Consider the following 26,723-nt stretch of genomic DNA (forward strand, 5'->3'; position numbering starts at 1 on the left):
ATCGCTTTCGCGAGCAGGCTCGCTCCCACAGTTCGATCAGCTTTCGGCTACGGTCCTGCGCTCGCGGTTGACCAGCAAGCGCTCCGAAGTTTCAAGCTGCATGCACCGCTCCAGAAACAGGTACATGTAGTCATAACTCTTGCAGATCGCCTGCCGCAGCTCGGCCTGCAACGCCTTGCTCGGGCTCATGCCGGCCAGGGTGCAGATGATTTCCAGCGCTTCCCACGGATGGGCATCGTCGTACTGGGCATGCATCTTCAACCACTTCATCGCGCGCTTGCGATCTTCTTCCGGAAACGCCGCGGCGTAGACCCCGGTCGAGCAGACCACCGCTGACCACTCCCCGGTCGCCCCCTCGATCGCATAATTGGTCGCGGCAATCGCCACGATCAGCGAATCCGCCGAGCTGGTGTGCCAGCACCAGTGACTCAGAGCATGCAGCTCCGGCGGCACTTGCTGGGCCTGGAGATCTTCGAGACTGACGCCATGGGCGCGACTCCAGTGCATCCAGTAGTCGGCGTGATTGAGTTCGACGCGGATGTTGCGCATCAGCCAGCGCCGCGCCATGTCTTCGCCGGGATGGCGGGCAAAGCGGGTCTTGGTGAGGTTCTGCGCCATGTACAAGGCAAACTGCTCGACCACCGGCCAGCCACCGATCAGGTACTGGCGCATGGTTTTCGCGCTGAGTCTGTTGTCGCGCATGCGCTGATAAAGTTCATGTTCGACAACCCGGCGCTTGCTCTCGCTGCAATCCTTGATGAGCTGTTGCGCCCAGGCAGGATAACTTGCAGCTTCCATGAGGGGTCCGGTTCGGTTGAATGTGTCGATCACTGTTCGGCTCCTTTTGAGTTGTGATGGCAAGGATCGGCGAGAGACTTCAACGGAACGTGCCAGGCGCTTTGAACAACAACGGCTGCGGTCTGGCAGGACGACTTTGCAAACTGTCACAGGTAAACAACTGCGGACGCTCGATGACATACCCCTGAGCGTAATCCACACCTATTTCAAGCAACGCCTGTTCGATCTGGTTAGTTTCAACAAACTCGGCAATTGTCTGCTTACCCATAACATGACCGATGTGATTGATCACTTCGACCATTGCCCGATTAATCGGGTCGTCCAGCATATCCTTTACGAAACTCCCGTCGATCTTCAGGAAGTCTACAGGCAAATGTTTCAAGTAAGCGAATGAAGACATTCCGGCACAAAAGTCATCCAGAGAAAAGTGACAACCTAAGCCTTTGAGTTCATTGATAAAACGAATTGCACTGCCAAGATTTGCAATTGCACTGGTTTCGGTAATTTCAAAACAAATCATTTCAGGCGGTATAGCGTAGTTAACAAACTGTTCCCGCAGGAAGTGCAAAAACGCGTCATCTCCTATAGTAATGCCTGACAGATTAATCGCACACATTGCCAAAGGAAGTTCATGTTCCTGTTCAATACACTGGGCAATAACCTTGAAAACGTTTTGAACTACCCAGCGATCTAACTGGGTCATCAAACCATAACGCTCCGCCGCCGGAATAAAGCTGTCAGGCAAAATCATTCGTCCGGATTCATCATGCAGGCGCAGGAGAATTTCGATGTGTCCGGCCTGGCCGGGTTGCGGCTTGAGCGGCGCGATCTGCTGGGCATAAAGGCAAAAGCGGTTTTCTTCCAGCGCCATGTGCAGCCGTTGCACCCAAGCCATTTCACCGAAGCGCATGGACAGTTCGGAGTCGTCCGCATGATAGACCTGCACGCGGTTGCGGCCCTTTTCCTTGGCCATGTAGCAAGCCATGTCCGCCGCACGCAGGGAGGCTTCCAGGGTGGTCGGATTCTGCGCGACATGTACCAGGCCAATACTGACGGTGGTCAGGAACGGCCGTCCTTTCCAGACAAAATGCAGATTCTGCACGGTCTGACGCAGGCTTTCGGCAATCTTCTCGGCAATGTCCGGCGGGCAGTTCTCAAGCAAAATCCCGAATTCATCGCCGCCCAGTCGCGCCAGGGTATCGCCCTCGCGCAAGTCTGATTGCAACAGCGTGCAGATATGCCGCAGCAGTTCATCGCCCGCCGCGTGCCCGCAGGTGTCGTTGACCAGTTTGAACTGGTCCAGATCGAGGAACATCAGTGCATGCCGGCCGGGCTGGCGTGTCAGGTTGTGCAAGGCCTGTTCGAGGCGATATTCGAATTCGCGGCGGTTGGCCAGACCGGTCAGCGCATCGTGAGTCGCCTGCCAGGAGAGATTGGCGATGTATTGCCGCTCCTGAGTCATGTCGTGCAGCACCAGCACCGTGCCGCTGACGTTGCCGGCATTGCGGATCGGCGCTCCGACCAGGGTCACCGACAGGGTGCTGCCGTCCAGCCGCTGGATCAGCTTGGAATGTTCGCTGCCGCCGCTGAGCTGGCCGCTGAGAATGTGCTCGATCAACGTCAGCCCTTCGGTCTGGGCGTTATCGTCGAGCAGGTTGAACAGCGCCGACAACGGCAGCCCCGCCGCCTGCTCGGCCTTCCAGTGCGTCATGGCCTCGGCGGCGGGGTTCATGTAATCGATCGCGCCGTTGACGTCGGTGGTGATCACGCCATCGCCAATCGATTGCAAGGTGATGTGCGCGCGATCCTTTTCCAGTTGCAGCGCCTGGGCAAATTCATGCCGTTGCCTGAGCAGTTTGTGCGTGCGCCACAGCGCCAGCGCGATCAGACCCAGCGCGGTGGCCAGGTTGGTGAACAACAGCAGGCGCATGATCACCCGCGAGCCTTCGCCCAAGGCATCGCTGAAAGCCCTGGCCGCTGGGGTGACTGCATCGTTGATGGCGAAGATCTGTAACTTCCAGCGCTGCACATCGCCCGGGCTGGCCTGGTTCTGCGCAATGCCCTGGTGCATCTCCTGCGCGACTTCGTGCAATCGGTCGAGATAGGCATCGCCAATCGTCCAGCGATCGATCGCGGTTTCCAGATAACTGTAGTGGCGAAAATTGAGGTACAGCCAGATGACGCTGGAGACATCGTCCGGATGATTACCGCCCTTGAGAATGCCTTCGCGCGCCGCTTGCAGATCAGGCGGCTGACGATCCAGTGCCAGGCGCAATTGGTGCCCGCCCTGGGGCACGGCGATCGCCGTCAGGTATTTGCGGTAGATCACCTCGTCGCGGCTGTCGGCGTAGAGGTTGAGGTAATAGATGGCGTCTTTCTGGCCCTTGGACCACAGGCTTTCGCCAGCGACGTAGCCTCGCACGGCCGAAAGCACGTAAAGGCTCACGCCCCCCAGTAATGCCTGGAACACCACGACAGCAATAAAGGGCCAGACGATACCCAACAACCGTGGTGTTCCCAGAGTCTGCTTTTGCTTCATGAGATTCCTTGCATGAGCACTGCCCGCTCGCCTTCCGGGCGAATTCGCTATGACGAGACTAGGTGGGGTTCTCGTTCAAGGCAAGGCGCGGCGTTACACCGCGCGCAGAACCTCTGACAGGTCGGCGAGGGTTTCGATCAGTGCTGTTGCAAGTTGCCGTAGAGCTTGGCGTACAGACCGCCGTCGGCGATCAGTTGGCGATGGTCGCCGTCCTCGGCGATCTGCCCGCCGTCGAACACCAGCACGCGGTCCGCCTGTTTCACCGCCGACAGGCGATGGGCAATGATCAGCGTGGTGCGGCCATGGAGAAACTTCGACATCGCCTGGTGCAGGTTGTACTCGGTGGCGGCATCGAGGGCCGAGGTGGCTTCGTCGAGAATCACCACTTTCGGCTCGGCGAGGATCATCCGTGCGATCGCCAGACGCTGGCGCTGACCGCCGGACAAACGCACGCCGGAGCGACCAACGATGCTGTCGAGGCCAGCGGGCAGCGCGCGGATGGTCGCGGCCATCTGCGCGATTTCCAGCGCCTGCCAGCAGGCTTCGTCGCTGCGCATGCGGCCCATGGTCAGGTTGGCGCGCACACTGTCGTTGAACAGCGCCGGATGCTGCAGCACCACCGCGACGTTCTCGCGCACCGTCTCCAGACCGATCTCCTGCTGGGTCGATCCGCCGAAGCGGATGGTCCCGGCCGCTGGCGTGTACAGACCCAGCAGCAACTGCACCAAGGTGCTTTTGCCGCCGCCGCTCGCCCCGACAATCGCGACTTTTTCGCCGGGCAGGATCGACAGGTTCATCTGATCCAGCACCAGCTCGTCGCTGTAACCGAAACTCAGGCCTTGCACCTCGATGCCGACGGTGTCGCGCCCCTTGAACGGATCGACGCCGCCGGGATACTGCGGCTCGTCGGCACGCGCCAGCAGTTCATTGATCCGCGTCAGCGCACCGCCCGCCGCGTAGTAGGCGTATTGCAGATTGAGCAGTTGTTCGACCGGGCCGATCATGAACCACAAGTAGCTGAACACCGCGAGCATCTGCCCGATCGAAAGATCGGAAAACAGTACGGTGAGCATCGCCGCCGCGCGGAAGATGTCGATGCCGAACTGGAACAGCAAACCACTGGCGCGGTTCGAGGCGTCGGTTTTCCACTGCGAGTTGACTGCGTAGTTGCGCACTTCCTGCGCGCGCACACCGAGGCGTCCGAGGAAATAGCCCTGACGATTGCCGGCGCGCACTTCCTGAATCGCATCGAGAGTTTCGCTCAGCGCCTGAGTGAAGCGCGAGGTGCTGTCGTTCTCGAGTTTTTTCAGGTGTTTGACGCGTTTGCCGAGCTGCACCGTGGCGTAGATCACCAACGGGTTGAACAGCAGAATCAGCAGCGCCAGCTTCCAGTGCATCCACATGAGGATGCTGGCGGTGCCGACCAGGGTCAGCATCGCGACGAGGAAGCGGCTGAGGGTTTCGCCGACGAATTTATCGAGGGTATCCAGATCGGTGACCAGGTGCGTGGTCACTGTGCCGCTGCCGAGGCTTTCGTATTCACCAAGGGAAATGCGCTTGAGCCGCTCGATCAGGCGTACGCGAATGCGGTAGACGATGTCCTTGGCCAGGCGCGCAAACAGCCGCGACTGCAACACGCCAAAACACAGGGCGCTGCAACGCAAGGTCAGGGTCACCACCAACATCAGGCCGATATAACCCGCCGCCTGCTGCCACATGCTTGGCAGAAAATGATTCATGACTTTCAGTGCGGCATCGCCGTGGCCGAGCAGCACTTCGTCGACCAGCAACGGCAGCAGCAACGGGATCGGCACGCTGCACAGCGTCGCCAGCACGGCCACGCCGTTGGCGATCCACAGGGATTTCTTGTGATGCAGTGCCAGACGCCGGACTTCAGCCCAGCTCAGCCGGTCGACACGCTCTACGGCTGGCGTGTCATCGGCGCGGTCAGACACAGGCCGCGCGCTCCAGCCAGCGGCCGAGCAACGGCGACAGCTCGCTGAGCGGTTGATAACCGTTGGTCAGCAGCGCCAGTTGCCCGTTGCGCTCGGCCAGCAGGGTCGGAAAACCGGCGATGCCCAGATCCTGGACCCAGGTGAAATCGGCCTGGGTCGCCTTGTGCTGATCGGCATGATCGAACAACGCCGCGAATTCGATACGCGGCACACCGGCCTGCTCCGCCAACTCGACCAGCACGCTGGCCTGGGTGACATCGCGACCTTCGGCGTAAAACGCCTGCTGGATCAGCCCGACCAATGTCCACGCGCAATCCGGCGCCAGACTGCGCGCGGTGACAATGGCGCGACAGGCAGGCTCGGTGTCGTAGACAAAACCGTCAGGCAACGCGCCGTCGAACTTGAACGGCTGGCCGGTGGCCTCGGTGACCGCTTGCCAGTGCTCGAGAATGTAGCGCCGCGTGGTCGGCTCCAGCGCCGAACCGCTGCCGGTGCGCAGACCGCCGACCACCAGATGCAGCTCGACCCCGGCTGCCTGCGCCTGCTCGACCAGTGCCTTGGCCACCGGAGCAAACCCCCAGCACCATGAACACATCGGATCCATCACATAGAGCAGGCGCGCAGACATGATTAAGCCTCGGAAGATGCTTGCTTATAGTTGTAGCCGATCGGGTGCGGCTGATTGCGTGCCTTGGCCAGTTCGATCTGCTTTTGCCGATCGATGGCGCTGCGCCGGGTCTTCTCGCTGAGCTTGTCCCAGCAATGCGGGCAACTGATGCCGGCGACGTAATGCTCGGAGGCGCGATCTTCAACGCTGACCGGCGTGCGGCAGGCATGACATTGATCGTAGTCGCCTTCCGTCAGGTCGTGACGCACGGTGACGCGGTTGTCGAAGACGAAGCAGTCGCCGCGCCATTTGGTTTCTTCCTGCGGCACCTCTTCGAGGTACTTCAGGATGCCGCCCTTGAGGTGGTAAACCTCTTCGAAACCCTCGCCGAGCATGTAGCTCGAGGCTTTCTCGCAGCGAATGCCGCCGGTGCAGAACATCGCGACCTTCTTGTGCACGGCCGGGTCGAAGTGTTCTTTGATGTAGTCGGGAAACTCGCGAAAACTGGTGGTTTTCGGATCGATGGCGCCTTCGAAGGTACCGATCGACACTTCGTAGTCGTTGCGCGTGTCGATCAGCAGCACTTCCGGGTCGCTGATCAGCGCGTTCCAGTCTTGCGGCTCGACGTAAGTGCCGACCTTTTTGTTCGGGTCAACGCCTTCGACACCGAGGGTGACGATCTCTTTCTTCAGCTTGACCTTGGTGCGATAGAACGGCTGTTCGTCGCAGTACGATTCCTTGTGGTCAATGTCGACCATGCGCGGATCGTTCTTGAGCCAGGCGAGCAGACCGTCGATGCCTTCGCGGCTGCCGGAAACCGTGCCGTTGATGCCTTCTTCGGCGATCAGCAGAGTGCCTTTGATGCCGTTGTCGACCATCGCTTGCAACAGGGGCTCGCGCAGGTCAACGTAATCTTCGAGGGTGACGAACTTGTACAGTGCCGCCACGACAATCGGTTGTGTCATGGGTATTTCTCCAGGTGGCTACCCTCGCAAAGGGTGAACCGGATTCAATAAAAAACGCGCCGGCTAAGCGGCGCGTTGCGGATTCTAGCAAAAAACACCACCGCCTGCGGCTGTGCCCTGTAGGAGCTGCCGAAGGCTGCGATCTTTTGATCTTAATGTTTGCTACCGCCGGCACAGGTCGGCGACGCCGGAGCGCCGTCGATCTCTGCCCATTCCTGCGGGGTGTAGGTGTGCAGCGCCAACGCATGGAACTCGCCCATCAGCTCGCCGAGCGTGCCGTAGACTTTCTGGTGGCGCTTGACCCGGTTCAGGCCTTCGAACTGCGCGCTGACCACCACCGCCTTGTAGTGGGTCTGTGACCCGCGACTGTGCATGTGGCTTTCGTCCAGCACTTGCAGGTGCTCAGGCTGTAACAGAGCCAGCGTCGATTCGATGCGTTGTTGCATGGTCATCACGAACTCCGCTTACTTCTTCTTGGCTGGCGCCGCGGCCGGGGTCAGCTCTTTGGTCATGTCGTCGAGCAGCTTGTTGACCACTGGCACCGCGCTTTCCAGTTTGCCCTGGGTCATCTGCGCCGACTGCTGGGTCAGCTGCGGCATTTTTTCCAGGACTTTCTTGCCCAGTGGCGACTGGTAGAAGGCAACCAGATCTTTCAGCTCGGATTCGCTGAAGTTGCTGGTGTAGAGCTTGACCATGTCGGGCTTCAGCTTGTTCCAGCCGATGGCCTGGTCCAGCGCGGCGTTGGCCTTGGCCTGATAGGTTTCGAGCACGGCTTTCTTCGACTCAGGGGCTTTGGTCTGTTCAAAGCGCTGGGCGAACATTTGCTGCACTTGCATGTACACCGGGGTACCCAGCTTGTCAGCGTGAGCCAGCGTCAGGAAAGCTTCGGCACTGGCGTTGTGGCTGGCGGTATCGGCAAGCACCTGGCCGCTGGCGCAAACCAGTGCAACCGCGGTACAGATGGCGCGAAGACGAGTCATCGAGTTTCCTTTAAGCAAAGCGAGGTCGAACCCCAAGGGCGACCATTCTGCGCCTAACAATCGCTATGGCTCAACCCCCGGCCCTTGCCGCGCTTGATTGGCGGGGTTTTGCGGTCAACAATCGAGCCGATGGAACCACCCGGGCCGATGCCGGCCTAAATTGCGCCAACAGACCAACAGGAGTGTGCACGATGAGCCGTATCGAAACCGACAGCCTGGGCCAGATCGAGGTCCCGGACGACGCTTACTGGGGTGCTCAGACGCAACGCTCGCTGATCAACTTCGCCATTGGTCAGGAACGCATGCCGCTACCGGTGCTGCATGCCTTGGCGCTGATCAAGAAAGCCGCCGCGCGGGTCAACGACCGCAACGGCGACCTGCCGGCGGACATCGCTCGCCTGATCGAACAGGCCGCCGATGAAGTCCTCGCCGGCGAGCATGACGAGCAGTTCCCGCTGGTGGTCTGGCAGACCGGCAGCGGTACCCAGAGCAACATGAACGTCAACGAAGTGATCGCCGGGCGCGCCAACGAACTGGCCGGCAACCCGCGCGGCGGCAAGTCGCCGGTGCATCCGAACGATCACGTCAATCGCTCGCAAAGTTCCAACGACTGCTTCCCCACCGCCATGAGCATCGCCACCGCCAAAGCGGTGCAGGAACAACTGCTGCCGGCGATTGCCGAGCTGTCCGGCGGCCTTGCCGAACTGGCGGCGCGGCACATGAAACTGGTGAAGACCGGGCGCACGCACATGATGGACGCGACGCCGATCACCTTCGGTCAGGAATTGTCCGGCTTCATCGCGCAACTGGATTATGCCGAGCGCGCCATCCGCGCCGCGCTGCCGGCGGTCTGCGAACTGGCGCAGGGCGGCACTGCGGTCGGCACCGGGCTGAATTCGCCGCACGGCTTCGGCGAGGCGATTGCCGCCGAGCTGGCCGCGCTGTCCGGCTTGCCGTTCGTCACCGCGCCGAACAAGTTCGCTGCACTGGCCGGTCATGAACCGCTGGTAACGCTTTCAGGTGCGCTGAAAACCCTCGCTGTGGCCTTGATGAAGATCGCCAACGACCTGCGTCTGCTGGGCTCAGGTCCTCGCGCAGGTTTTGCCGAAGTGAAGCTGCCGGCCAACGAACCGGGCAGTTCGATCATGCCCGGCAAGGTCAACCCGACCCAGTGCGAAGCGCTGTCGATGCTCGCCTGCCAGGTGCTCGGCAACGACGTGGCGATCGGATTTGCCGCGAGTCAGGGGCACTTGCAGTTGAACGTGTTCAAACCGGTGATCATTCACAATCTGCTGCAATCGATCCGTCTGCTCGGCGACGGTTGCAGCAACTTCCAGCAGCACTGCATCGCCGGGCTCGAGCCGGATGCGGAGGTCATGGCCAGGCATCTGGAACGTGGGCTGATGCTGGTGACTGCGCTGAACCCGCACATCGGTTATGACAAGTCGGCGGAGATCGCCAAGAAGGCTTACAGCGAAGGGCTGACTTTGCGTGAGGCTGCGTTGCAGCTGGGTTATCTCACTGATGAAGAGTTCGATGCCTGGGTGCGCCCGGAGAACATGATCGAGGCTGGCGCCAAGGGCTGAGTCATGTAGCGCCTGAAAGTCCGTCTTCGCGAGCAGGCTCGCTCCCACAGGAAAATTGCATTGCAAAGTGGGAGCGAGCCTGCTCGCGAATTCAGGCGCCGCCGATCGTCAGCCAGGCACAACCCTGGCCCGCCGCGCCCTGAGCCCGGCAATCAACGATGGCCCCAACGCCACCAGCGCCGAACCCAGCACCACCAGCACCGCCCCGCCATAGCCCAGGGCGTTGATCTCCTCGGCATGCACGTAGTCCGGCCAGATCCGCGCCGCAATCGCCACCGCAACGAATGTCACCAACGGCGTGATCGCCAGCGTCGCACTGACTCGCGAGGCTTCCCAGTGCGCCAGCGCTTCGGCGAATGCGCCGTAAGCGATCAAGGTGTTCATGCAGCACGCCAGCAACAGCCAGCCCTGCAACGGGCTCAGGTTGAGCGCTTCCAGCGGATGTACCCACGGCGTCAGCAACAGCGCGCAGAACAGGTAGATCACCATCATCACCTGCAACGAATTCCACACAGTCAGCAATTGCTTCTGGCCCAGCGCGTAGAAGGTCCAGACCGTCGACGCCAGCAGCACCAACAACACGCCGGCGGTGTAATCAGAGAGCGAAGTCAGCAGTTCGGCCAGGCGCTGATTGAAGAACAGGCCGAAGCCGATCAACAGCACCAGCAAGCCGAGGCCCTGACCGATGCTGAAGCGTTCCCTGAACACGAAAAGACTAGCGATCAGCAGCATGATCGGACCCATTTGCACCACAAGTTGCGCGGTGCCGGGGCTGAGCAGATTGAGGCCCATCAGGTACAGCACGTAATTGCCGACCAGCCCCAACACCGCCATCAGCACCAGCCAGCCGCCCTTTGGCCCGAGCACCTTGCGACTCGGCAGGCGCTTGACCGAAGCCAGATAAATGAACAGGCAGCCGCCGGAAACCATCAGACGAAACCAGGTCACCGTGACCGGATCCATCACCAGCAACACCTGTTTGAGCTTGATCGGCAGGATGCCCCACAGAAACGCGGTCAGCAGCGCCAGGAACAGTCCGTACACCCAGCGCCCCGATGAAATGTGCATGCGAACCCCAAAAGCCTGCTGACAAGAGCCTGCATTCTAGGCGCCCTGTCCCGTGCAACACAGGGACAGTTGCCGCCAGGCCGCGAATGAAACTGTGCAGGTCGCAGCAGTAAACCGGCGCGCCGCCGTTGATCGGCCGGGCAGGCGCGCCAAGTGCTTCAGGCATAAGCTGATTGCAGACTTTTCAACACATATCAGGGAGACCGACATGTACGCCATGCGCGCCGAGGACAGCGCCCCCGCCACCCGTTTTCGCAGCGACCGCGTGTGCCGGGTCAATGGCGAGCTGTATTTCAGCACCCGGGAAAATACCCTCGAAGGGCCGTATGACAGTCAGGTGATTGAGCGGGAGATTCAGGCATATGTAGCGCGGATGCAGCGGCGGGATTCCAGCCGCTGAACCGTGGCGCTGCCTTCGCGAGCAGGCTCGCTCCCACAGGGGAATGCGATCACCTGTGGGAGCGAGCCTGCTCGCGAAGGGGCCTGAACGGGCAACCAATCCTTTAGCGCACCGCCTCAAACAACCCACTCGCCCCCATCCCGCCACCCACGCACATGGTGACGATGCCGTAGCGCAGATTGCGCCGCTGCAATTCCCGGATCAGATGCCCTACCTGGCGCGAGCCGGTCATGCCGAACGGGTGGCCGATGGAAATCGAGCCGCCGTTGATGTTGTATTTGTCGTTGTCGATCTCCAGCCGGTCGCGGCTGTACAGGCACTGCGAAGCAAACGCCTCGTTCAATTCCCACAGATCGATATCCGCCACTTGCAGGCCCTTGGCCTTGAGCAGTTTCGGCACCGAGAACACCGGGCCGATGCCCATTTCGTCCGGCTCGCAACCGGCGACGGTGAAGCCACGGAAAAACGCCTTCGGCTTGAGCCCCAGCTCCAGCGCTTTGTCCAGACTCATCACCAGTGTCATCGACGCACCGTCGGACAGCTGCGAGGAATTGCCCGCCGTCACCGAACCGTCGTCGGCGAACACCGGTTTCAGTCCGGCAAGGCTTTCGTAGGTGGTGTCCGGGCGGTTGCAGTCGTCGCGCTCGACGACGCCGTCGACAATCTGCACTTCACCGCTGTTCTTGTCCTCGACCCGATATTTCACCGCCATCGGCACGATTTCATCGTCGAACAGACCGGCAGCCTGGGCCTGAGCGGTACGGATCTGGCTTTGCAGCGCATAGCGATCCTGCGCCTCACGACTGACACCATAACGTCGTGCCACCACTTCGGCGGTCTGGCCCATGGTGTAGTAGATGCCGGGAGTCTGTTGCTTGAGCAGCGGGTTGATCAGGTGATCGGTGTTGACGCTCTTCAGGGTCAGGCTGATCGACTCGACGCCGCCGGCGACGATGATGTCGCTGCAACCGGAGGCGATCTGGTTGGCGGCAATCGCGATCGCCTGCAAACCCGACGAGCAGAAACGGTTGAGGGTCATGCCGGCGGTGCCGGTGCCCAGGCGCGACAGTACCGCGACGTTGCGGCCGATGTTGTAGCCCTGCGCGCCCTCGTTGGAGCCGGCGCCGACGATGCAGTCCTCGACGCTGGCCGGGTCGATATCGTTGCGGGTCAGCAGCGCATTGACGCAGTGGGCCGCCATGTCATCGGGGCGGGTCTGGTTGAACTTGCCGCGAAAGGATTTGGCCAGGCCGGTCCGCACGCTGTCGACGATCACCACTTCACGCATGGCATACCTCATTGTTGTTGTAGGTTGAAAGTGGACTTGAGCATAAGTCCACCTTCTTGCCGACCGCGAGGATCATTCACCCGGCGTATGCGCGGCCATCGCTTCAGTCCTTGTGCTTTTTGGCCTTCTTGTCGGATTTCTCGAACGCGTCTTCCAGCGCGCGGTTGATCGTGCGCAACACTTTCACCCGTGCCCAGCGTTTATCGTTGGCTTCGACCAGCGTCCATGGCGCGATCTCGGTGCTGGTGCGATCGACCATGTCGCCGACCGCCCGGCGATAGTCGTCCCACTTTTCCCGATTGCGCCAGTCGTCCTCGGTAATTTTGAAGCGCTTGAAGGAAATCTCCTCGCGCTCCTGAAAGCGCTCCATCTGCGTGTCCTTGTCGATCGCCAGCCAGAACTTGACCACGATGACGCCGGCATCGGCCAGTTGCTCTTCGAAGTCATTGATTTCGCCGTAGGCGCGCAGCCAGTCGGCCGGGGTGCAGAAGCCCTCGATCCGCTCGACCAGCACCCGCCCGTACCACGAGCGGTCGAACACGGTGAATTTGCCCCGCGCCGGGAGGTGTCGCCAGAACCGCCACAGATACGGTTGTGCGCGCTCTTCCTCGGTCGGTGCGGCAATCGGGACGATGCTGTACTGACGCGGATCGAGCGCCGCTGCCACGCGGCGAATCGCCCCGCCCTTGCCCGCCGCGTCGTTACCCTCGAACACCGCGATCAGCGCATGGCGACGCATGCGTTTGTCGCGCATCAGCCCGGACAGGCGCGCCTGCTCGGTGATCAGTTGCTCTTCATAGTCTTTCTTGTCCAGACGCTGCGTCAGGTCGAGGCTGTCGAGCAGGTTCAACTGATCGACCGGCGTACCCAGCGGCGCGGCACTGACTTCGTGAGGATTGACGTCGGCACGCTTGAGCGCGTTTTGCAGGCCTTCGAGGAGAATCTTGCCCACCGCCAGGCTGCGGTAATTGGCATCGGCACCTTCGATGACATGCCACGGCGCGTAATCGCGGCTGGTGCGGCGCAACACCCGCTCGCCATATTTGACGAATTTGTCGTAAGTCTGTGATTGCTGCCAGTCCAGCGGACTGATGCGCCAACTGTGCAACGGGTCGTCGGCCAGCGATTTGAGCCGCGCTTTCATCTGCTTCTTGGACAGGTGAAACCAGAACTTGAAGATCAACGCGCCTTCATCGCAGAGCATCTTTTCCAGACGCTCAGCGCCGGCGATGGCCTGGTCCAGACGCGGATCCTTGAACAGCCCATGCACCCGGCCCTGGAGCATCTGGCTGTACCAGTTGCCGAAGAACACGCCCATCCGCCCCTTGGCCGGCAGCATCCGCCAGTAGCGCCAGGCCGGTGGCCGCGCCAGTTCTTCATCGGTTTGCTGGTCGAAGGTGCGCACTTCGATCAGGCGCGGATCCATCCATTCATTGAGCAGCTTGACCGTCTCGCCCTTGCCCGCCCCTTCGATGCCGTTGATCAGGATGATCACCGGAAAGCGCTTCTGCTGCTGCAACTCGAACTGCGCTTCCAGCAAGGCTTCACGCAGCGCAGGGACCGCCGCCTCATAAGTGTCTTTGTCGATGGCGTGACCGATTTCAGCGGATTCAAACATGGGACGGCTCCTTCCAGGGTTCAGCAAGACTAGCGGATTGGGCACGGGCGCAGGGCAGAAAATTCCCATGAACTCAGGACGGGATGAGAACTTTGTGTGAGGGGATTTATCGTTGACTGGCTGTGCAGTAGTCGCAGATCCGGGAAGTGCGGTTTGGATCGGGAAAACGGGGTGGATGGTTTTGGGACTGCTGCGCAGTCCAGCGGGGATAAATCCCCTCGCCACAGGGTTCTTTTCAGCGCGAGTCTTGTGGTTTTGGGACTGCTGCGCAGTCCAGCGGGGATAAATCACATCGCCACAGGGTTCTTTTCACTGCGAGTCTTGTGGTTGTGGGACTGCTGCGCAGTCCAGCGGGGATGAATCCCCTCGCCACAGGGTTCTTTTCATCGCGAGTCCTGTGCTGGATCAGGCAGTACCGGCGCGATCGGCTAGAATGGCCGCCTTGTGTTTGCCGAGCCTGCCATGAAAGCCGAAATGCCCCACGCCCAACTCGACTGGGACGACCAGGGACGCCCACGTTCGCGGGTGTTCGATGACGTGTATTTTTCCGACCAGTCGGGGCTGGAGGAAACCCGTTACGTGTTTCTCGAACAGAACCGTCTGGCCGAGCGTTTCGCTGCGCTGCCGGCGGATGGACGTCTGGTGATTGGCGAAACCGGTTTCGGCACCGGGTTGAATTTTCTCTGTGCCTGGCAGTTGTTCGAACAGCACGCGGTGGCCGGCGCGCGCTTGCATTTTGTCAGCGTCGAGAAGTACCCGCTGGCGCCTGCGGATCTGCGCCGGGCCTTGGCACTGTGGCCAGAACTCATGCCGTTGGCGGATCAGTTGCTCAGGCATTACGTGGCGATTCATCAAGGCTTTCAACGCATCACTCTGGCCAACGGCCGCGTGACGCTGACCTTGCTGATCGGCGATGCGCTGGAGCAACTGCCGCAACTCGATGCACAGATCGACGCGTGGTTTCTCGACGGTTTCGCCCCGGCGAAAAATCCGGACATGTGGACTGCTGAACTGTTCGTCGAACTGGCGCGGCTGGCTGCGCCGGGCTCGACCATCAGCACTTTCACCAGCACCGGTTGGGTCCGCCGTCTGCTCAATGCTGCCGGGTTCAAGATGAAGCGCACGCCGGGCATCGGCCACAAATGGGAAATCCTGCGTGGCGAGTTTCTCGGCTGGCCCGCCGAGGTGACGGCGCCCCTACCGGCGAAACCCTGGTTCGCCCGCCCTGCTCCGTTGCGCGGTGAGCGCCGGGCGCTGGTGATCGGCGCGGGGCTGGCCGGCTGCGCGACGGCGTCGAGCCTGGCGGCGCGCGGCTGGCAAGTGAGTCTGCTGGAGCGTCACGCGGCCGTCGCGCAAGAAGCCTCGGGCAACCCGCAAGGCGTGCTCTATCTCAAGCTGTCCGCCCATGGCACGGCGTTGTCGCAGTTGATCGTCAGCGGCTTCGGTTACACCCGGCGCCTGCTGGAAAGCCTGCAACGCGGCAGCGACTGGGATGACTGCGGCGTGCTGCAACTGGCGTTCAATGCCAAGGAAGCCGAGCGCCACGCGCAACTGGCGGCGGCGTTTCCTGAAGATCTCTTGCAGTGGCTGGAACAGCCGCAAGCGCAGGATCGCGCCGGTGTCGGCGTGGCCCATGGCGGTTTGTTCTACCCCGAAGGCGGCTGGGTGCATCCGCCGGCGCTGTGTCAGGCCCAGGCGACCCACACCAACATTGAGTTGCTCAGCCATCACGAAGCTTTGGAACTGCGCAAAGTCGCAGACCTGTGGCAAGCCTTCGACGGCGAACGTTTGCTCGCCAGTGCGCCGGTGGTGATCCTGGCCGGTGCCGCCGAAATCAAACGTTTTGCCCAGAGTGCCGACCTACCGCTCAAGCGCATTCGCGGCCAAATCACGCGTCTGGCCGAGACTGCAGAAAGTCATGCGCTGGCTACGGTGGTGTGCGCCGAGGGCTACGTCGCCCCGGCGCGCCTGGGCGAGCACACGCTGGGTGCCAGTTTCGACTTCAACAATGACGATCTGACACCCACGACTGCCGAGCACCAAGGCAATCTGGCGATGCTCGAAGAAATTTCCAGCGACCTGCTGACACGCCTCAACATCAGCGAGCAGCCACTTGCGAACCTTGAGGGCCGGGCAGCTTTCCGCTGCACCAGCCCCGATTACCTGCCGATTGTCGGCCCGCTCGCTGATCTGCAAACCTTCAATCAGACCTACGCTGCGTTGAGCAAAGACGCCCGACAGGTGCCGGACATCGCCTGCCCGTGGCTCGATGGTCTGTACGTCAACAGCGGCCACGGTTCTCGCGGGCTGATCACCGCGCCGCTGTCCGGCGAGCTGCTTGCCGCGTGGCTGGACAACGAGCCGCTGCCGTTGCCACGCAGCGTGGCCGAAGCCTGCCATCCCAATCGTTTCGCCTTACGGCAGTTGATTCGCGGCAAGTGAATTTCACGTATCGGGCATTTCGCAGATGCCCAGATCCATCAGCCGTATCGCGTCTTCGGTCAGGCTCTTGAACAGCACGTCTTCAGCCTGGTCCTTTTCAAGCTTGAGTGCCTGGTTCTGACTCAAATAATCGCCAGAGGGCAGCGTGTCCTTCTTGTCGAACAGTGCGCTCATTTGCGGGTCGTACAGGTCATCGATCAGCGCAAACTTGCGGACAAATATGCGTCGCAGATAGTCACGCCAGAACGTTCGCCCCTGCATGTATTCCAGCCATTGCGGGGAGAGTTCAGCGGTGAAGACGCGATTTTTTGCGACCTCAAGATCAGCGGCCGTCACGCCACTCTGGGCACTGAACAGCATATCTTTCGGTTGACCGCGCAGCCCCAGCGCATCGGTGAGACCGATGCGGTAAGCGAGGTTCATTTCCAGCGCATCGACCTTTGGCGCCCGGAGCGAATGCTCCCGGGCGATTTCTTCCAGCCTGTCCAGCCGGAACAGGCTGCGGCCCAGTTCCAACAGCGCCTTGGCAGTGCCCCTGCTCCCGCTTGCAGCCCTGCTCACCCGCTCGACTTCCACTGCGACTTCAAGGCGACTGAAAACCAGCGCCGCGTTATCGGTGCAGTGCAGCGGATCGGCCGCGATGTCGAGCAGTTGACGGCCCAGCGGCTCGTCAGCTTCCGCCGCCTTCAGTACCGCCCAGACGCGTCGCTGCATGTCAGCGCTGCCCTGTTTGCCGTCTGCGGTATCGCCCAGTTGCGCCAGCAAAGTGAACAAGCCATCGGCCGTCCGCTCGCTGCGCAATGCCGCCCAGATGCGCGACTGCTCTGCCCACTCTTCGCCACTGACCTTGGTCAACCAGAACGAGCGCGCCGTTTGCTCGTTCATCCGTGCGATGTCATCGGCGACATAGTCCATCCCAACTCCGAAATTATCGCGATAGTTCTCCAGATGCGTTTTGGCCGTTTCCGAAAAGGGGTTCAGCCCAAGCTTGAGTGCGCCGGTGAAACGTCGTGATTTCTCGAACAACCACTCGGGCAGTTCTGTGATTTTGTTGGCGCTCAGATCCATCAGTTCAATGTGCGCAGAATGGTCGAGGCCTTCTGGCAGTTCGGTGATGCCGGTATCGTTCAGCGACAAGCGACGCAGTTGCGACATTCGGCTGAAATCAGGGGTGGCACCCAACGGATTCTTGTCCAGATTCAGGTAGCGTAAAGTGCTCAGCCTGTTCAGCTTCGCCAGGGTCTGCTCGGTGAGCTTGAGCTGATTGTTTGCCAGGCTCAGCCGTTGCAGACGCGGCATGTGCGACAACATTTCAGGCAGCCGGGTGATCGCGTTGCTGCCCAGTTCCAGCGAGTCGAGCTGTTTGAAGGACTTGAGGAAGTACGCCACATCATCCCCCAGCGCCATGTTCCGCATCGACAATTGCTCGACATGGTCGAAGCTCACCGACGACGGTAACGTCGGCACCTTGCCGATGCGCATGCCGTCAAGGTCGAGGGTACAGAGGTTTTTTCCCTCTTCGTTGGTGGCCCAATGAAAGCGTCGAAACGCTTCTTCGATCAGCTCGGCGGCCATTTTCCGACTGTGCCGCGCTTCAGCCAGATCGCCCCCCATGGCTTGCAGCGCGGCGGCATCTTCACTCCAGACAAACAGCGCGTCACGCAGGGTTTGCAGATCCTGACGCAGGGCTTTGATGCGGGTCGCACGGCTCAACGGATCATCACCCAGTTCGTTGAGCAATTGATTGAGCTGCGGCTCGCTCAGACGCGGATAAAGCCTGCGCGCTTTGCGCAGCAGTATGCGTGAATGAGCTGTCGCGGGGACCTGATCACCTTGCACACAGGCCGGCTCGACGGGAAGTGATTCCGTACTGCCGCCGCGCAATGCCCGCGCAGTGACCTCGCGTTCGTCGAGGGCAACGTTGAGCAGCTTTTTGCGTAACTGTTGCGTACTGAGCTGTCCGGCATCGGCAAACCCGAGTGCGGTCCGCTGACGTGGCGGCAATGCCTTGAGGATGGCCATGTACAAAGCGTCGGGGCCGGATGCCACCTTGCCCAAGGATTTTTTGTCGCCGCCAAACGCCTCATAGCCCTGCGTGGACTTCACCAGATAGCCGGTATTTTCCGAGGTCGCCGACGCATCGCCGATGTCTTCGAGTATCGGTCCGGTCAAGGCCTTGTCGCGCATTTGCAGACGCAGCTGTGCGTTCCAGTCGCTCAGGCGCGGCAGTAATTTCATGGCCAGCCTGTCGGTGTCGGCATTGGCCAGCCACGACCAGTGCAACCCGCTCAGCGCCCGGTCAAGCCGCACCTCGGCAATACCGGCCCGAGCCCGCTGTCCCAACCGCAAGGGCGCGCTCCCGGTCGAGCGCAAGTGCAGGCGCTCGACACTCGAAGCGCGGTCGATCAGCCTTTGACCATGGCGCGCCGAAATGTCGGCGAAGACCTGGCGTAATTTGCCCAGATCCTGCGCGTCACTGTGGTCATAGCGCTTGTACATCCGCTCGAACGCCGCGCGGTAATCGGATTTGAGCGCAGCACCCAGTTTTCTTGCCAGCCCGGTGGCTTGCGTGCTTTTCGCGACTTTGCCGCCGAGCAAGGCCTCGACTTCATGCTCGTAGAGGCCGTCGATGACGGTTTGCAGCAAGCGCCCGAGTGCCAACTGGCCTTGGGTGACCGGCACTCCCAGGGTTTCGTCGAGCGTGCTGTTTGCAGGATAAGTGGTTTCGACGTCTCCTTCATGACCGATGACCTCAAGGTATCGGTCAGTCGGCCAGCCCGGCAGTTGCGTCAAGGCGTGCATCTGTTCTTCCAGAGGTTGCTCGGAGTGGATCTCGCCGTTTTCCAGTTCCGTGGTCAACTCACGCAGCTGGCGCTCGATGCGCACGCGCTCGACGGTATCGCGCAGGCGTACCGGCAGGCTCAGATTGTCGTTGAAGGTCTCCAGCAAGGTTTGCTGCGAGGTGTTGCTCAGCCGGCGAAGGATGTCCAGGTCGCTGTCGGCAAATTCGCTCAACTGCGGATCGATGCGCTTGAGCGTGTAGGCGCTGCTGCCCCATTCTTCGGGCTGTTCAGCGGGGAACCGCCAGCCGCCCTCGACGTGGCGGATCAATTCCGGAGCATAGGCTTGTGCGCGTGCGGGGTGTTCCAGGCGCCAGTGCTGAGTGTCGATATCAAAGTTGCCCGCCAACAGGCGGTGCTCGAAGCGGGCGATGGTCTTGTTGCCGATCTGGTAGAACTCCTTTGAACCGGCACCGATGGTGAATCCGGCCGGCAAAGCATGCTCATACGGGCTCAAATCGGACTTCCACAGGCGTGGCTTGCCGGCCCGATCGAGTATCGCGGTGAACTGCGCGAAGAACTCCGGATGCGTGCGCAGCAGTTTTTTGCCCACAGTTCCCAGCACCTTCTGACCGCCGGCGAAAACGCCCATCAATGCGATGTTCTCCACCACACTGAGCAGATGTGACAGTGCTTCCTGATGATCACCGCGGCGCCAGTCCGCGACGCCGTCATACACTTCACCGAGCAATTGCCCGACCGCGATGCCCATCATCAATTGCCCCAGGACCGGCACGAACAGCCCCGCCACCGACGCCACGGTCACCCCGCGCTGAACGAAATCCAACAGGCGTTTCTGTCGGATCTCTTCATCGATATCAGCGGTTGGCACCGCCAGTTTGCGCGCGTCGATCTGCAACTTGCCGACATGGCTTTGCACCATGAAATCAAAAAGCGGCACATTGATCGGCCATTGTTCGACGACGCCCAGATCGGGTTTCTCAGCCAACGCCTTGAAGAAGTCAGCCTTGTCATCTTCATCGAGGCTGCCGGCGAAATACCCCTGATATTCCGTGCTCTTGAGTTGTTGCGCGAGGTAGCGCTTGAACGCATTGAAACTCGGGTACTCATACACGGCGCGCTCGGGCTCGCCGGGCATATACACCATGCATCCGTCCTCAGGGTGTTGTTCCACGGAGCGTTTGGAAAATACCACGACGCCCCAAACGCAGCTGTCGAGGATTCTGATGCCCTGCATGATCATCGGGTCTTTGCCGTAGCGCAGGTGCTGCGCCGAAGCGACGCCTTCGGCTAGCATCAGATCCTGCAGCATGCGCAAACCAGCTGCGGTGATATCGCCCTTGAGCTCCGCAAGATGAGCGTCCAGCTCCAGCAGCGATTGCTTCAATGCGGCGATATTGCGGGTCATGGCACTGGTCGCCACGACTTTGCCGCACTCCTCACGCAGACCGAACACTTGCTGCAGATGCTCCTGGTATTTCTTGCCCAGATCCAGCTTGCGGCACAACGCTGCGAACGCTGCCGGCGTCAGATCCTTCACGCCAGCGGGCACACTCTTGACGCGCACCAGGCTGCCGGCGGGGAAACCGTCGGCCTGCTCCTCGTCTGCGGTGAAGTTTTGCATGGCTGCCTGCAACAGGCTTTGCGTCGCGTGTCTGACCAAGCCGACATCGGCCTGAACCGTCGCCTTCACATCGCAGCCACAATCGACGCCGGGCAGGCTGAGCAGATCCTCGCTCACGTCATAGACCGCTGGCCATTTCTCGCTCAGCGCCGCGTTGAGTTCGCTGATGCAGAAGCTGTGCAAGGGTTTGAGCCGGGTCAGATCCTTGTCGACTTTGACTTGCAGGGTGTGCAGTTCACGATTGATTTCGTCCAGCTTGTTCAGCGTGGCCGCAGAAGCCGTGAGCAGATGCGCCGGCAGGTTTTTTTCCAGGCTTTCAGCGGTATCGAGGTCACCGGTCGCGGCGTACAAGGTGCTCAGGACCGAGGCCTGAATCTGTGGATTTGTCTTGTCTTGGGTGGGCATGGCAATAGTCCTTTATTGCGGTTCGAACACTCGACCCTAGCGCTGCCGGGCAGCCAATAACAGTTCAAATTGCTGCGCAAAACCCAGGTAGACCAAACGCTTTTTTGCATGGAAAAAATAGCCCTGCACCACCCCGCACGGAACGTCCACGCGCTTGTGCGCTTATGCAAAAAAAGCGTAACGGTAAGTGGGCAAATCTCGATCCTCGATCCGCGCTGATAGCGTTGCGGCAGAAGGCAGCCAGGCTGGCTTATAACTTATCGATCTAAAACTCCACCTACCGAGACAGGTCAGTTTCTGAGTACCCGCACTTCTCGCGCGGTACGGCTTGACCTTCCCCAACGGAAAAACCGGTAAGGACTTTATGTGCGGATTAGCTGGCGAGTTACGTTTTGATCAACAACCTGCAGACCTTGCAGCGATTGAGAGAATCACCCATCACCTGGCCCCTCGCGGCCCTGACGCGTGGGGCTTCCATGCCCAGGGGCCGATTGCCCTGGGCCATCGACGCCTGAAAATCATGGACCTGTCGGACGGCTCGGCGCAGCCGATGATCGACAGCCAACTGGGCCTGTCCCTGGCGTTCAACGGTGCGATCTACAACTTCCCGGAATTGCGCGCAGAGCTCGAAGCACTCGGTTATGCCTTCTATTCGGGTGGCGACACCGAAGTGCTGCTCAAGGGTTATCACGCCTGGGGCGAGGCGCTGCTGCCGAAGCTCAATGGCATGTTTGCTTTCGCTATCTGGGAGCGTGATGCCCAGCGCCTGTTCATCGCTCGTGACCGTCTCGGCGTAAAGCCGTTGTACCTGTCGCGCACTGGCCAACGCTTGCGTTTTGCCTCAGCACTGCCGGCGCTGCTCAAGGGCGGCGACATCAACCCGATCCTCGATCCGGTGGCGCTCAATCACTATCTGAATTTCCACGCGGTCGTACCCGCGCCGCGCACCTTGCTGGCCGGTATCGAAAAACTGCCGCCCGCCACCTGGATGCGCGTTGAAGCTGATGGCCGCACCGAGCAGAAAACCTGGTGGACCCTGCCCTACGGCCCGCATGAGGACGAGAAAAACCTCAACCTCGAAGACTGGGTCGATCGCGTCCTCGACAGCACCCGCGAAGCGGTGGCGATTCGTCAGCGTGCGGCGGTGGATGTCGGTGTGTTGCTGTCCGGCGGTGTCGACTCGAGCATGCTCGTCGGCCTGTTGCGCGAAGTCGGTGTAGAGAATCTGTCGACCTTCTCCATCGGTTTCCAGGATGCCGGCGGCGAGCGCGGCGATGAGTTCCAGTACTCGGACCTGATCGCCAAGCACTACGGCACGCGCCACCATCAGTTGCGCATCGACGAGAAAGAAATCATCGAGCAACTGCCCGCCGCGTTCCGGGCGATGAGCGAGCCGATGGTCAGCCATGACTGCATCGCTTTCTATCTGTTGTCCCGGGAAGTGGCCAAGCACTGCAAAGTGGTGCAGAGCGGCCAAGGCGCAGACGAACTGTTTGCCGGTTACCACTGGTATCCGCAGGTCGACGGCGCGGCGGACCCATACGCGGCCTACCGCGATGCGTTCTTTGATCGCAGCTACGACGACTACGCGGCGACTGTGCAGCCCAAGTGGCTGGTCGACCACGATGCGGCCGGCGATTTCGTCAAACAGCACTTTGCCCAGCCCGGCGCCGAGGCTGCCGTGGACAAAGCGCTGCGCCTGGACAGCACGGTGATGCTGGTCGATGACCCGGTCAAACGCGTCGACAACATGACCATGGCCTGGGGCCTGGAAGCGCGCACGCCGTTTCTCGACTATCGACTGGTCGAACTGTCGGCACGGGTGCCGGGCCAATTCAAGCTGCCCGATGGCGGCAAGCAAGTGCTGAAAGAAGCTGCGCGCCGGGTCATTCCAAGCGAAGTGATCGACCGCAAGAAAGGCTATTTCCCGGTGCCGGGTCTCAAGCACTTGCAGGGCGACACGCTCAACTGGGTGCGCGAACTGCTGCTGGATCCGAGCCAGGATCGCGGCCTGTTCAACCCGACCATGCTCGACAAGCTTTTGACTGATCCGCAAGGCCAACTGACCCCGTTGCGCGGTTCGAAACTGTGGCAACTGGCGGCCCTGAACCTGTGGCTCAGTGAACAAGGAATCTGATTGATGAAACCCCATGCCACGTCCATCAACCAACGCCTGTTGCGTGGTCAGGCCCCGTCGTATGAACGTTTGCAGGCGCGCCTGGCCGAAGACGGCAGCGAGCCTGCCAGCGCCCCGATTGCCGTGCATTGCGGCTGGGGCCGGCTGCTGATCGGCCATACCTTTCCCGACCCGGCGTCACTGGCGCAGGAGCTGCTCAACGAGCAGCCCGGCGAACGCGATATCGCCCTGTATGTTGCCGCACCGCAGCAGATTCTCGGCCTCGAGCCGACGCAGCTGTTTCTCGATCCATCCGACACCTTGCGTTTGTGGTTCAGCGATTACCGGCAGGCCACGCGGGTGTTTCGCGGCTTCCGCATTCGTCGTGCGCAAAGCGAAACCGACTGGCAGGGCATCAACCGTTTGTACCAGGCGCGCGGCATGTTGCCGATCGATCAGGAGCTGCTCACCCCACATCATCAGGGCGGCCCGGTGTACTGGCTGGCGGAAGACGAGGACAGCGGCGCGGTGATCGGCAGTGTCATGGGTCTCAATCATGAAAAAGCCTTCAACGACCCGGAACACGGCAGCAGCCTGTGGTGCCTGGCGGTCGACCCGCATTGCTCACGCCCGGGCGTCGGCGAAGTGCTGGTGCGACATTTGGTCGAGCACTTCATGAGTCGCGGCCTGGCTTATCTGGATCTGTCGGTGCTGCACGACAATCGTCAGGCGAAAAACCTTTACGCCAAACTGGGTTTCCGCAACCTGCCGACCTTCGCCATCAAGCGCAAAAACGGCATCAACCAGCCGCTGTTTCTCGGCCCGGGGCCTGAGGCGAACTTCAATCCTTACGCGCGGATCATCGTCGAAGAAGCCCATCGGCGCGGTATCGACGTGCAAGTGGATGACGCCGACGCAGGGCTGTTCACCCTCAGCCACGGCGGCCGTCGCGTGCGTTGCCGCGAGTCGCTGAGCGACCTGACCAGTGCGATCAGCATGACCTTGTGCCAGGACAAAAGCCTGACCCACAAGGTGCTGAAAGGCGCAGGTCTGAAACTGCCCGCGCAGCAACTGGCGGGCAACGCCGACGACAACCTGGCCTTCCTCGATGAGCACCAACGGGTGGTGGTCAAGCCTCTCGATGGCGAACAGGGCCACGGCGTCGCGGTGGATCTGCGCACCATCGAAGAAGTGCAGAAGGCCATCGAAACCGCCAAGCAGTTTGACAGTCGCGTGCTGCTGGAAAGCTTCCACGAAGGCCTTGATCTGCGCATCGTGGTGATCGGTTTTGAAGTGGTAGCGGCGGCGATTCGCCGGCCGGCGGAAGTGGTTGGCGATGGTCAGCATTCGATCGGTGCGCTGATCGAAGCGCAGAGTCGCCGTCGGCAAGCGGCCACCAGCGGCGAAAGCAAGATCCCGCTCGACCACGAAACCCAACGCACGCTGCACGCAGCCGGTTACGACTACAGCAGCATCCTGCCGGCCGGCGAGCATCTATTCGTGCGGCGCACGGCCAATCTGCACACTGGCGGTACGCTGGAAGACGTGACCGACATTCTTCATCCGACCCTGGTCGACGCGGCAGTGCGCGCGGCGCGGGCGCTGGACATTCCGATGGTCGGGCTCGATCTGATGGTGCCGGCGGCGGATCAGCCCGAGTACGTGTTCATCGAAGCCAACGAACGCGCCGGCCTGGCCAACCACGAACCGCAGCCGACGGCGGAGCGCTTTGTCGATCTGTTGTTTCCGCATAGTCAGCCGGCTGTTTCGTGATTATGAAGCGCCTCTACTGACGCCTTCGCGAGCAGGCTCGCTCCCACAGGGTGAATGCATTCCAAATGTGGGAGCGAGCCTGCTCGCGAAGAGGCCCTGAACGTCACCACCAATTTTCCTCATCGAAACCATCGATGTGCTCAACCCATCAGGAGTTTCCATGACCATGACCACACAAATCCCTGAACCGGATCTGGCTTACCTGCAAAAAGTCCTGCTGGAAATGCTCGCCATTCCCAGCCCTACCGGTTTCACCGACACCATCGTGCGCTACGTCGCCGAGCGTCTCGAAGAGCTGGGCATTCCGTTTGAAATGACCCGGCGCGGGACCATCCGCGCGACGTTGAAGGGCAAAAAAAGCAGCCCTGACCGCGCGGTGTCTGCGCACCTGGACACCATCGGCGCTGCTGTGCGTGCGGTGAAAGACAACGGTCGCCTGACCCTCGCCCCGGTCGGTTGCTGGTCGAGCCGTTTTGCCGAGGGCAGCCGGGTCAGCCTGTTTACCGACACCGGGGTGATTCGCGGCAGCGTGTTGCCGCTGATGGCGTCCGGGCACGCCTTCAACACCCAGGTCGATGAAATGCCGATCAGTTGGGACCATGTCGAGCTGCGTCTGGACGCCTACTGCACGACCAAGGCCGATTGCGAGTCGCTGGGCATTCATGTCGGCGACGTGGTGGCCTTCGATCCGCTGCCGGAGTTCACTGAAAGCGGCCATATCAGCGCCCGCCACCTCGACGACAAGGCCGGTGTTGCCGCATTGCTCGCTGCGCTCAAGGCGATTGTCGACAGTGGCCAGGAACTGAACATCGATTGCCATCCACTGTTCACCATCACCGAGGAAACCGGCAGCGGTGCAGCGGCGGCATTGCCGTGGGACGTCAGCGAATTTGTCGGCATCGACATCGCACCGGTCGCCCCCGGCCAGCACTCCAGCGAACACGCGGTGAGCGTGGCGATGCAGGACTCCGGCGGGCCGTATGACTATCACCTGTCGCGGCATCTGTTGCGTCTGGCCGATGAACACGAATTGCCGGTGCGCCGCGACATGTTCCGCTATTACTTCAGCGATGCGCACTCGGCGGTCACCGCCGGCCACGATATTCGCACCGCCCTGCTCGCTTTCGGCTGCGATGCCACGCATGGCTACGAACGCACGCACATCGACAGTCTGGCGGCACTCAGCCGACTGCTTGGCGCGTACATTCTGAGTCCGCCGGTCTTTGCCAGCGATGCGGCGCCGGCCAATGCCTCACTGGATCGCTTCAGCCATCAGATCGAGCATGACACGCAGATGGAAAGCGAAACCCGGGTGCCGCCGGTGGACAGTCTGGTTGGGCAGCGTTCTGACAGTTGAGCCTTCGGTGAACAGATAACCGCTTTCGCGAGCAGGCTCGCTCCCACAGGGATCGCAATTCAAAGGTGGGAGCGAGCCTGCTCGCGAATGGGCCGGCAAGACCGATACAGAACTGGCAGACGAAACCCAATCCCCGTAGCATCCCGACATTGATTTGACCGAGGTGCCCATGCTCATTCCCCACGACGCGCTTGAAGTCGACACCCTCACCCGCCTGATCGAGGATTTCGTCACCCGCGACGGTACCGACAACGGCGATGACACCCCGCTGGAAACCCGCGTCCTGCGCGTGCGTCAGGCACTGACCAAAGGCCAGGCATTGATCGTGTTCGATCCGGAAAGCGAGCAGTGCCAGCTGATGCTCAAGCACGACGTACCCAAGCATCTGTTCGACTGAAGCC

Annotated in this window: 18 protein-coding genes; 7 read left to right on the plus strand and 11 right to left on the minus strand. The window is 61.0% G+C overall.

The window, feature by feature from the left end:
- Positions 1-36 precede the first annotated feature (36 nt).
- The 7 genes from ACZ9BE_RS16475 to ACZ9BE_RS16505 form a co-directional block, all read right to left on the minus strand.
- On the minus strand, positions 37-798 hold the full coding sequence (locus ACZ9BE_RS16475) for a TenA family transcriptional regulator (RefSeq protein ID WP_460064744.1): 762 nt from the start codon (positions 796-798) through the stop codon (positions 37-39).
- Between the two features lie 79 nt (positions 799-877).
- Positions 878-3,337, minus strand: a complete 2,460-nt coding sequence (locus ACZ9BE_RS16480; protein ID WP_476249700.1) for an EAL domain-containing protein — start codon at positions 3,335-3,337, stop codon at positions 878-880.
- A gap of 137 nt (positions 3,338-3,474) precedes the next feature.
- Positions 3,475-5,292, minus strand: coding sequence for an ABC transporter ATP-binding protein (locus tag ACZ9BE_RS16485; protein ID WP_476249701.1), 1,818 nt, complete (start codon positions 5,290-5,292; stop codon positions 3,475-3,477).
- Complete coding sequence (locus ACZ9BE_RS16490) at positions 5,285-5,887, minus strand: DsbA family protein (protein ID WP_177180902.1); 603 nt, start codon at positions 5,885-5,887, stop codon at positions 5,285-5,287. Before ACZ9BE_RS16490 ends, ACZ9BE_RS16485 begins: the two co-directional genes overlap by 8 nt.
- Before the next feature lie 35 nt (positions 5,888-5,922).
- Positions 5,923-6,864 (minus strand): oxygen-dependent tRNA uridine(34) hydroxylase TrhO, encoded by a 942-nt coding sequence (trhO, locus tag ACZ9BE_RS16495; protein WP_041478261.1) that lies wholly within the window; start codon positions 6,862-6,864, stop codon positions 5,923-5,925.
- 152 nt (positions 6,865-7,016) lie between these two features.
- Positions 7,017-7,316, minus strand: coding sequence for a BolA family protein (locus tag ACZ9BE_RS16500; protein WP_016770935.1), 300 nt, complete (start codon positions 7,314-7,316; stop codon positions 7,017-7,019).
- Between the two features lie 12 nt (positions 7,317-7,328).
- The gene (locus ACZ9BE_RS16505; protein WP_016770936.1) at positions 7,329-7,844 is read right to left on the minus strand and encodes a DUF2059 domain-containing protein; all 516 of its coding nucleotides are present in this window, start codon (positions 7,842-7,844) and stop codon (positions 7,329-7,331) included.
- A 191-nt stretch (positions 7,845-8,035) separates the two neighbouring features.
- On the opposite strand from ACZ9BE_RS16505, the gene ACZ9BE_RS16510 reads away from it, so the two are divergent.
- Positions 8,036-9,430 carry a class II fumarate hydratase gene (locus ACZ9BE_RS16510; RefSeq protein ID WP_056788329.1) on the plus strand — a complete coding sequence of 465 codons (1,395 nt, stop codon included), beginning with the start codon at positions 8,036-8,038 and terminating at the stop codon, positions 9,428-9,430.
- Positions 9,431-9,538: 108 nt separating this feature from the next.
- On the opposite strand, the gene ACZ9BE_RS16515 is transcribed toward ACZ9BE_RS16510, so the two are convergent.
- Complete coding sequence (locus ACZ9BE_RS16515) at positions 9,539-10,498, minus strand: DMT family transporter (protein ID WP_476249702.1); 960 nt, start codon at positions 10,496-10,498, stop codon at positions 9,539-9,541.
- Positions 10,499-10,706: 208 nt separating this feature from the next.
- Between ACZ9BE_RS16515 and ACZ9BE_RS16520 the strand changes: the two genes are divergently transcribed.
- On the plus strand, positions 10,707-10,898 hold the full coding sequence (locus ACZ9BE_RS16520) for a DUF6316 family protein (RefSeq protein ID WP_476249703.1): 192 nt from the start codon (positions 10,707-10,709) through the stop codon (positions 10,896-10,898).
- 103 nt (positions 10,899-11,001) lie between these two features.
- Here the strand turns inward: ACZ9BE_RS16520 and ACZ9BE_RS16525 are convergent, their stop codons facing one another.
- Both ACZ9BE_RS16525 and pap read right to left on the minus strand, forming a co-directional pair.
- On the minus strand, positions 11,002-12,186 hold the full coding sequence (locus ACZ9BE_RS16525) for a thiolase family protein (RefSeq protein WP_476249704.1): 1,185 nt from the start codon (positions 12,184-12,186) through the stop codon (positions 11,002-11,004).
- A 103-nt stretch (positions 12,187-12,289) separates the two neighbouring features.
- Complete coding sequence (gene pap / locus ACZ9BE_RS16530) at positions 12,290-13,804, minus strand: polyphosphate:AMP phosphotransferase (protein ID WP_252868071.1); 1,515 nt, start codon at positions 13,802-13,804, stop codon at positions 12,290-12,292.
- A gap of 462 nt (positions 13,805-14,266) precedes the next feature.
- On the opposite strand from pap, the gene mnmC reads away from it, so the two are divergent.
- Positions 14,267-16,246 carry a bifunctional tRNA (5-methylaminomethyl-2-thiouridine)(34)-methyltransferase MnmC2/FAD-dependent 5-carboxymethylaminomethyl-2-thiouridine(34) oxidoreductase MnmC1 gene (gene mnmC, locus ACZ9BE_RS16535; protein ID WP_252868072.1) on the plus strand — a complete coding sequence of 660 codons (1,980 nt, stop codon included), beginning with the start codon at positions 14,267-14,269 and terminating at the stop codon, positions 16,244-16,246.
- A gap of 3 nt (positions 16,247-16,249) precedes the next feature.
- Here the strand turns inward: mnmC and ACZ9BE_RS16540 are convergent, their stop codons facing one another.
- Positions 16,250-21,076, minus strand: a complete 4,827-nt coding sequence (locus ACZ9BE_RS16540; RefSeq protein ID WP_476249705.1) for an NEL-type E3 ubiquitin ligase domain-containing protein — start codon at positions 21,074-21,076, stop codon at positions 16,250-16,252.
- Between the two features lie 364 nt (positions 21,077-21,440).
- Here ACZ9BE_RS16540 and ACZ9BE_RS16545 point away from each other — a divergent pair, with 364 nt between their 5' ends.
- The 4 genes from ACZ9BE_RS16545 to ACZ9BE_RS16560 all read left to right on the plus strand — a co-directional run bounded on the left by ACZ9BE_RS16545 (position 21,441) and on the right by ACZ9BE_RS16560 (position 26,719).
- Positions 21,441-23,213 (plus strand): N-acetylglutaminylglutamine amidotransferase, encoded by a 1,773-nt coding sequence (locus ACZ9BE_RS16545; RefSeq protein WP_095182249.1) that lies wholly within the window; start codon positions 21,441-21,443, stop codon positions 23,211-23,213.
- A gap of 3 nt (positions 23,214-23,216) precedes the next feature.
- Entirely contained in the window at positions 23,217-24,965 is a 1,749-nt protein-coding gene (gene ngg, locus ACZ9BE_RS16550; RefSeq protein ID WP_252886628.1) for an N-acetylglutaminylglutamine synthetase, read from the plus strand.
- 166 nt (positions 24,966-25,131) lie between these two features.
- Positions 25,132-26,322 carry an osmoprotectant NAGGN system M42 family peptidase gene (locus ACZ9BE_RS16555; protein ID WP_024013890.1) on the plus strand — a complete coding sequence of 397 codons (1,191 nt, stop codon included), beginning with the start codon at positions 25,132-25,134 and terminating at the stop codon, positions 26,320-26,322.
- A 169-nt stretch (positions 26,323-26,491) separates the two neighbouring features.
- Positions 26,492-26,719, plus strand: a complete 228-nt coding sequence (locus tag ACZ9BE_RS16560) for a YheU family protein (RefSeq protein WP_003172962.1) — start codon at positions 26,492-26,494, stop codon at positions 26,717-26,719.
- Positions 26,720-26,723 lie beyond the last annotated feature (4 nt).

Source organism: Pseudomonas sp. TE9122, from assembly GCF_056278925.1.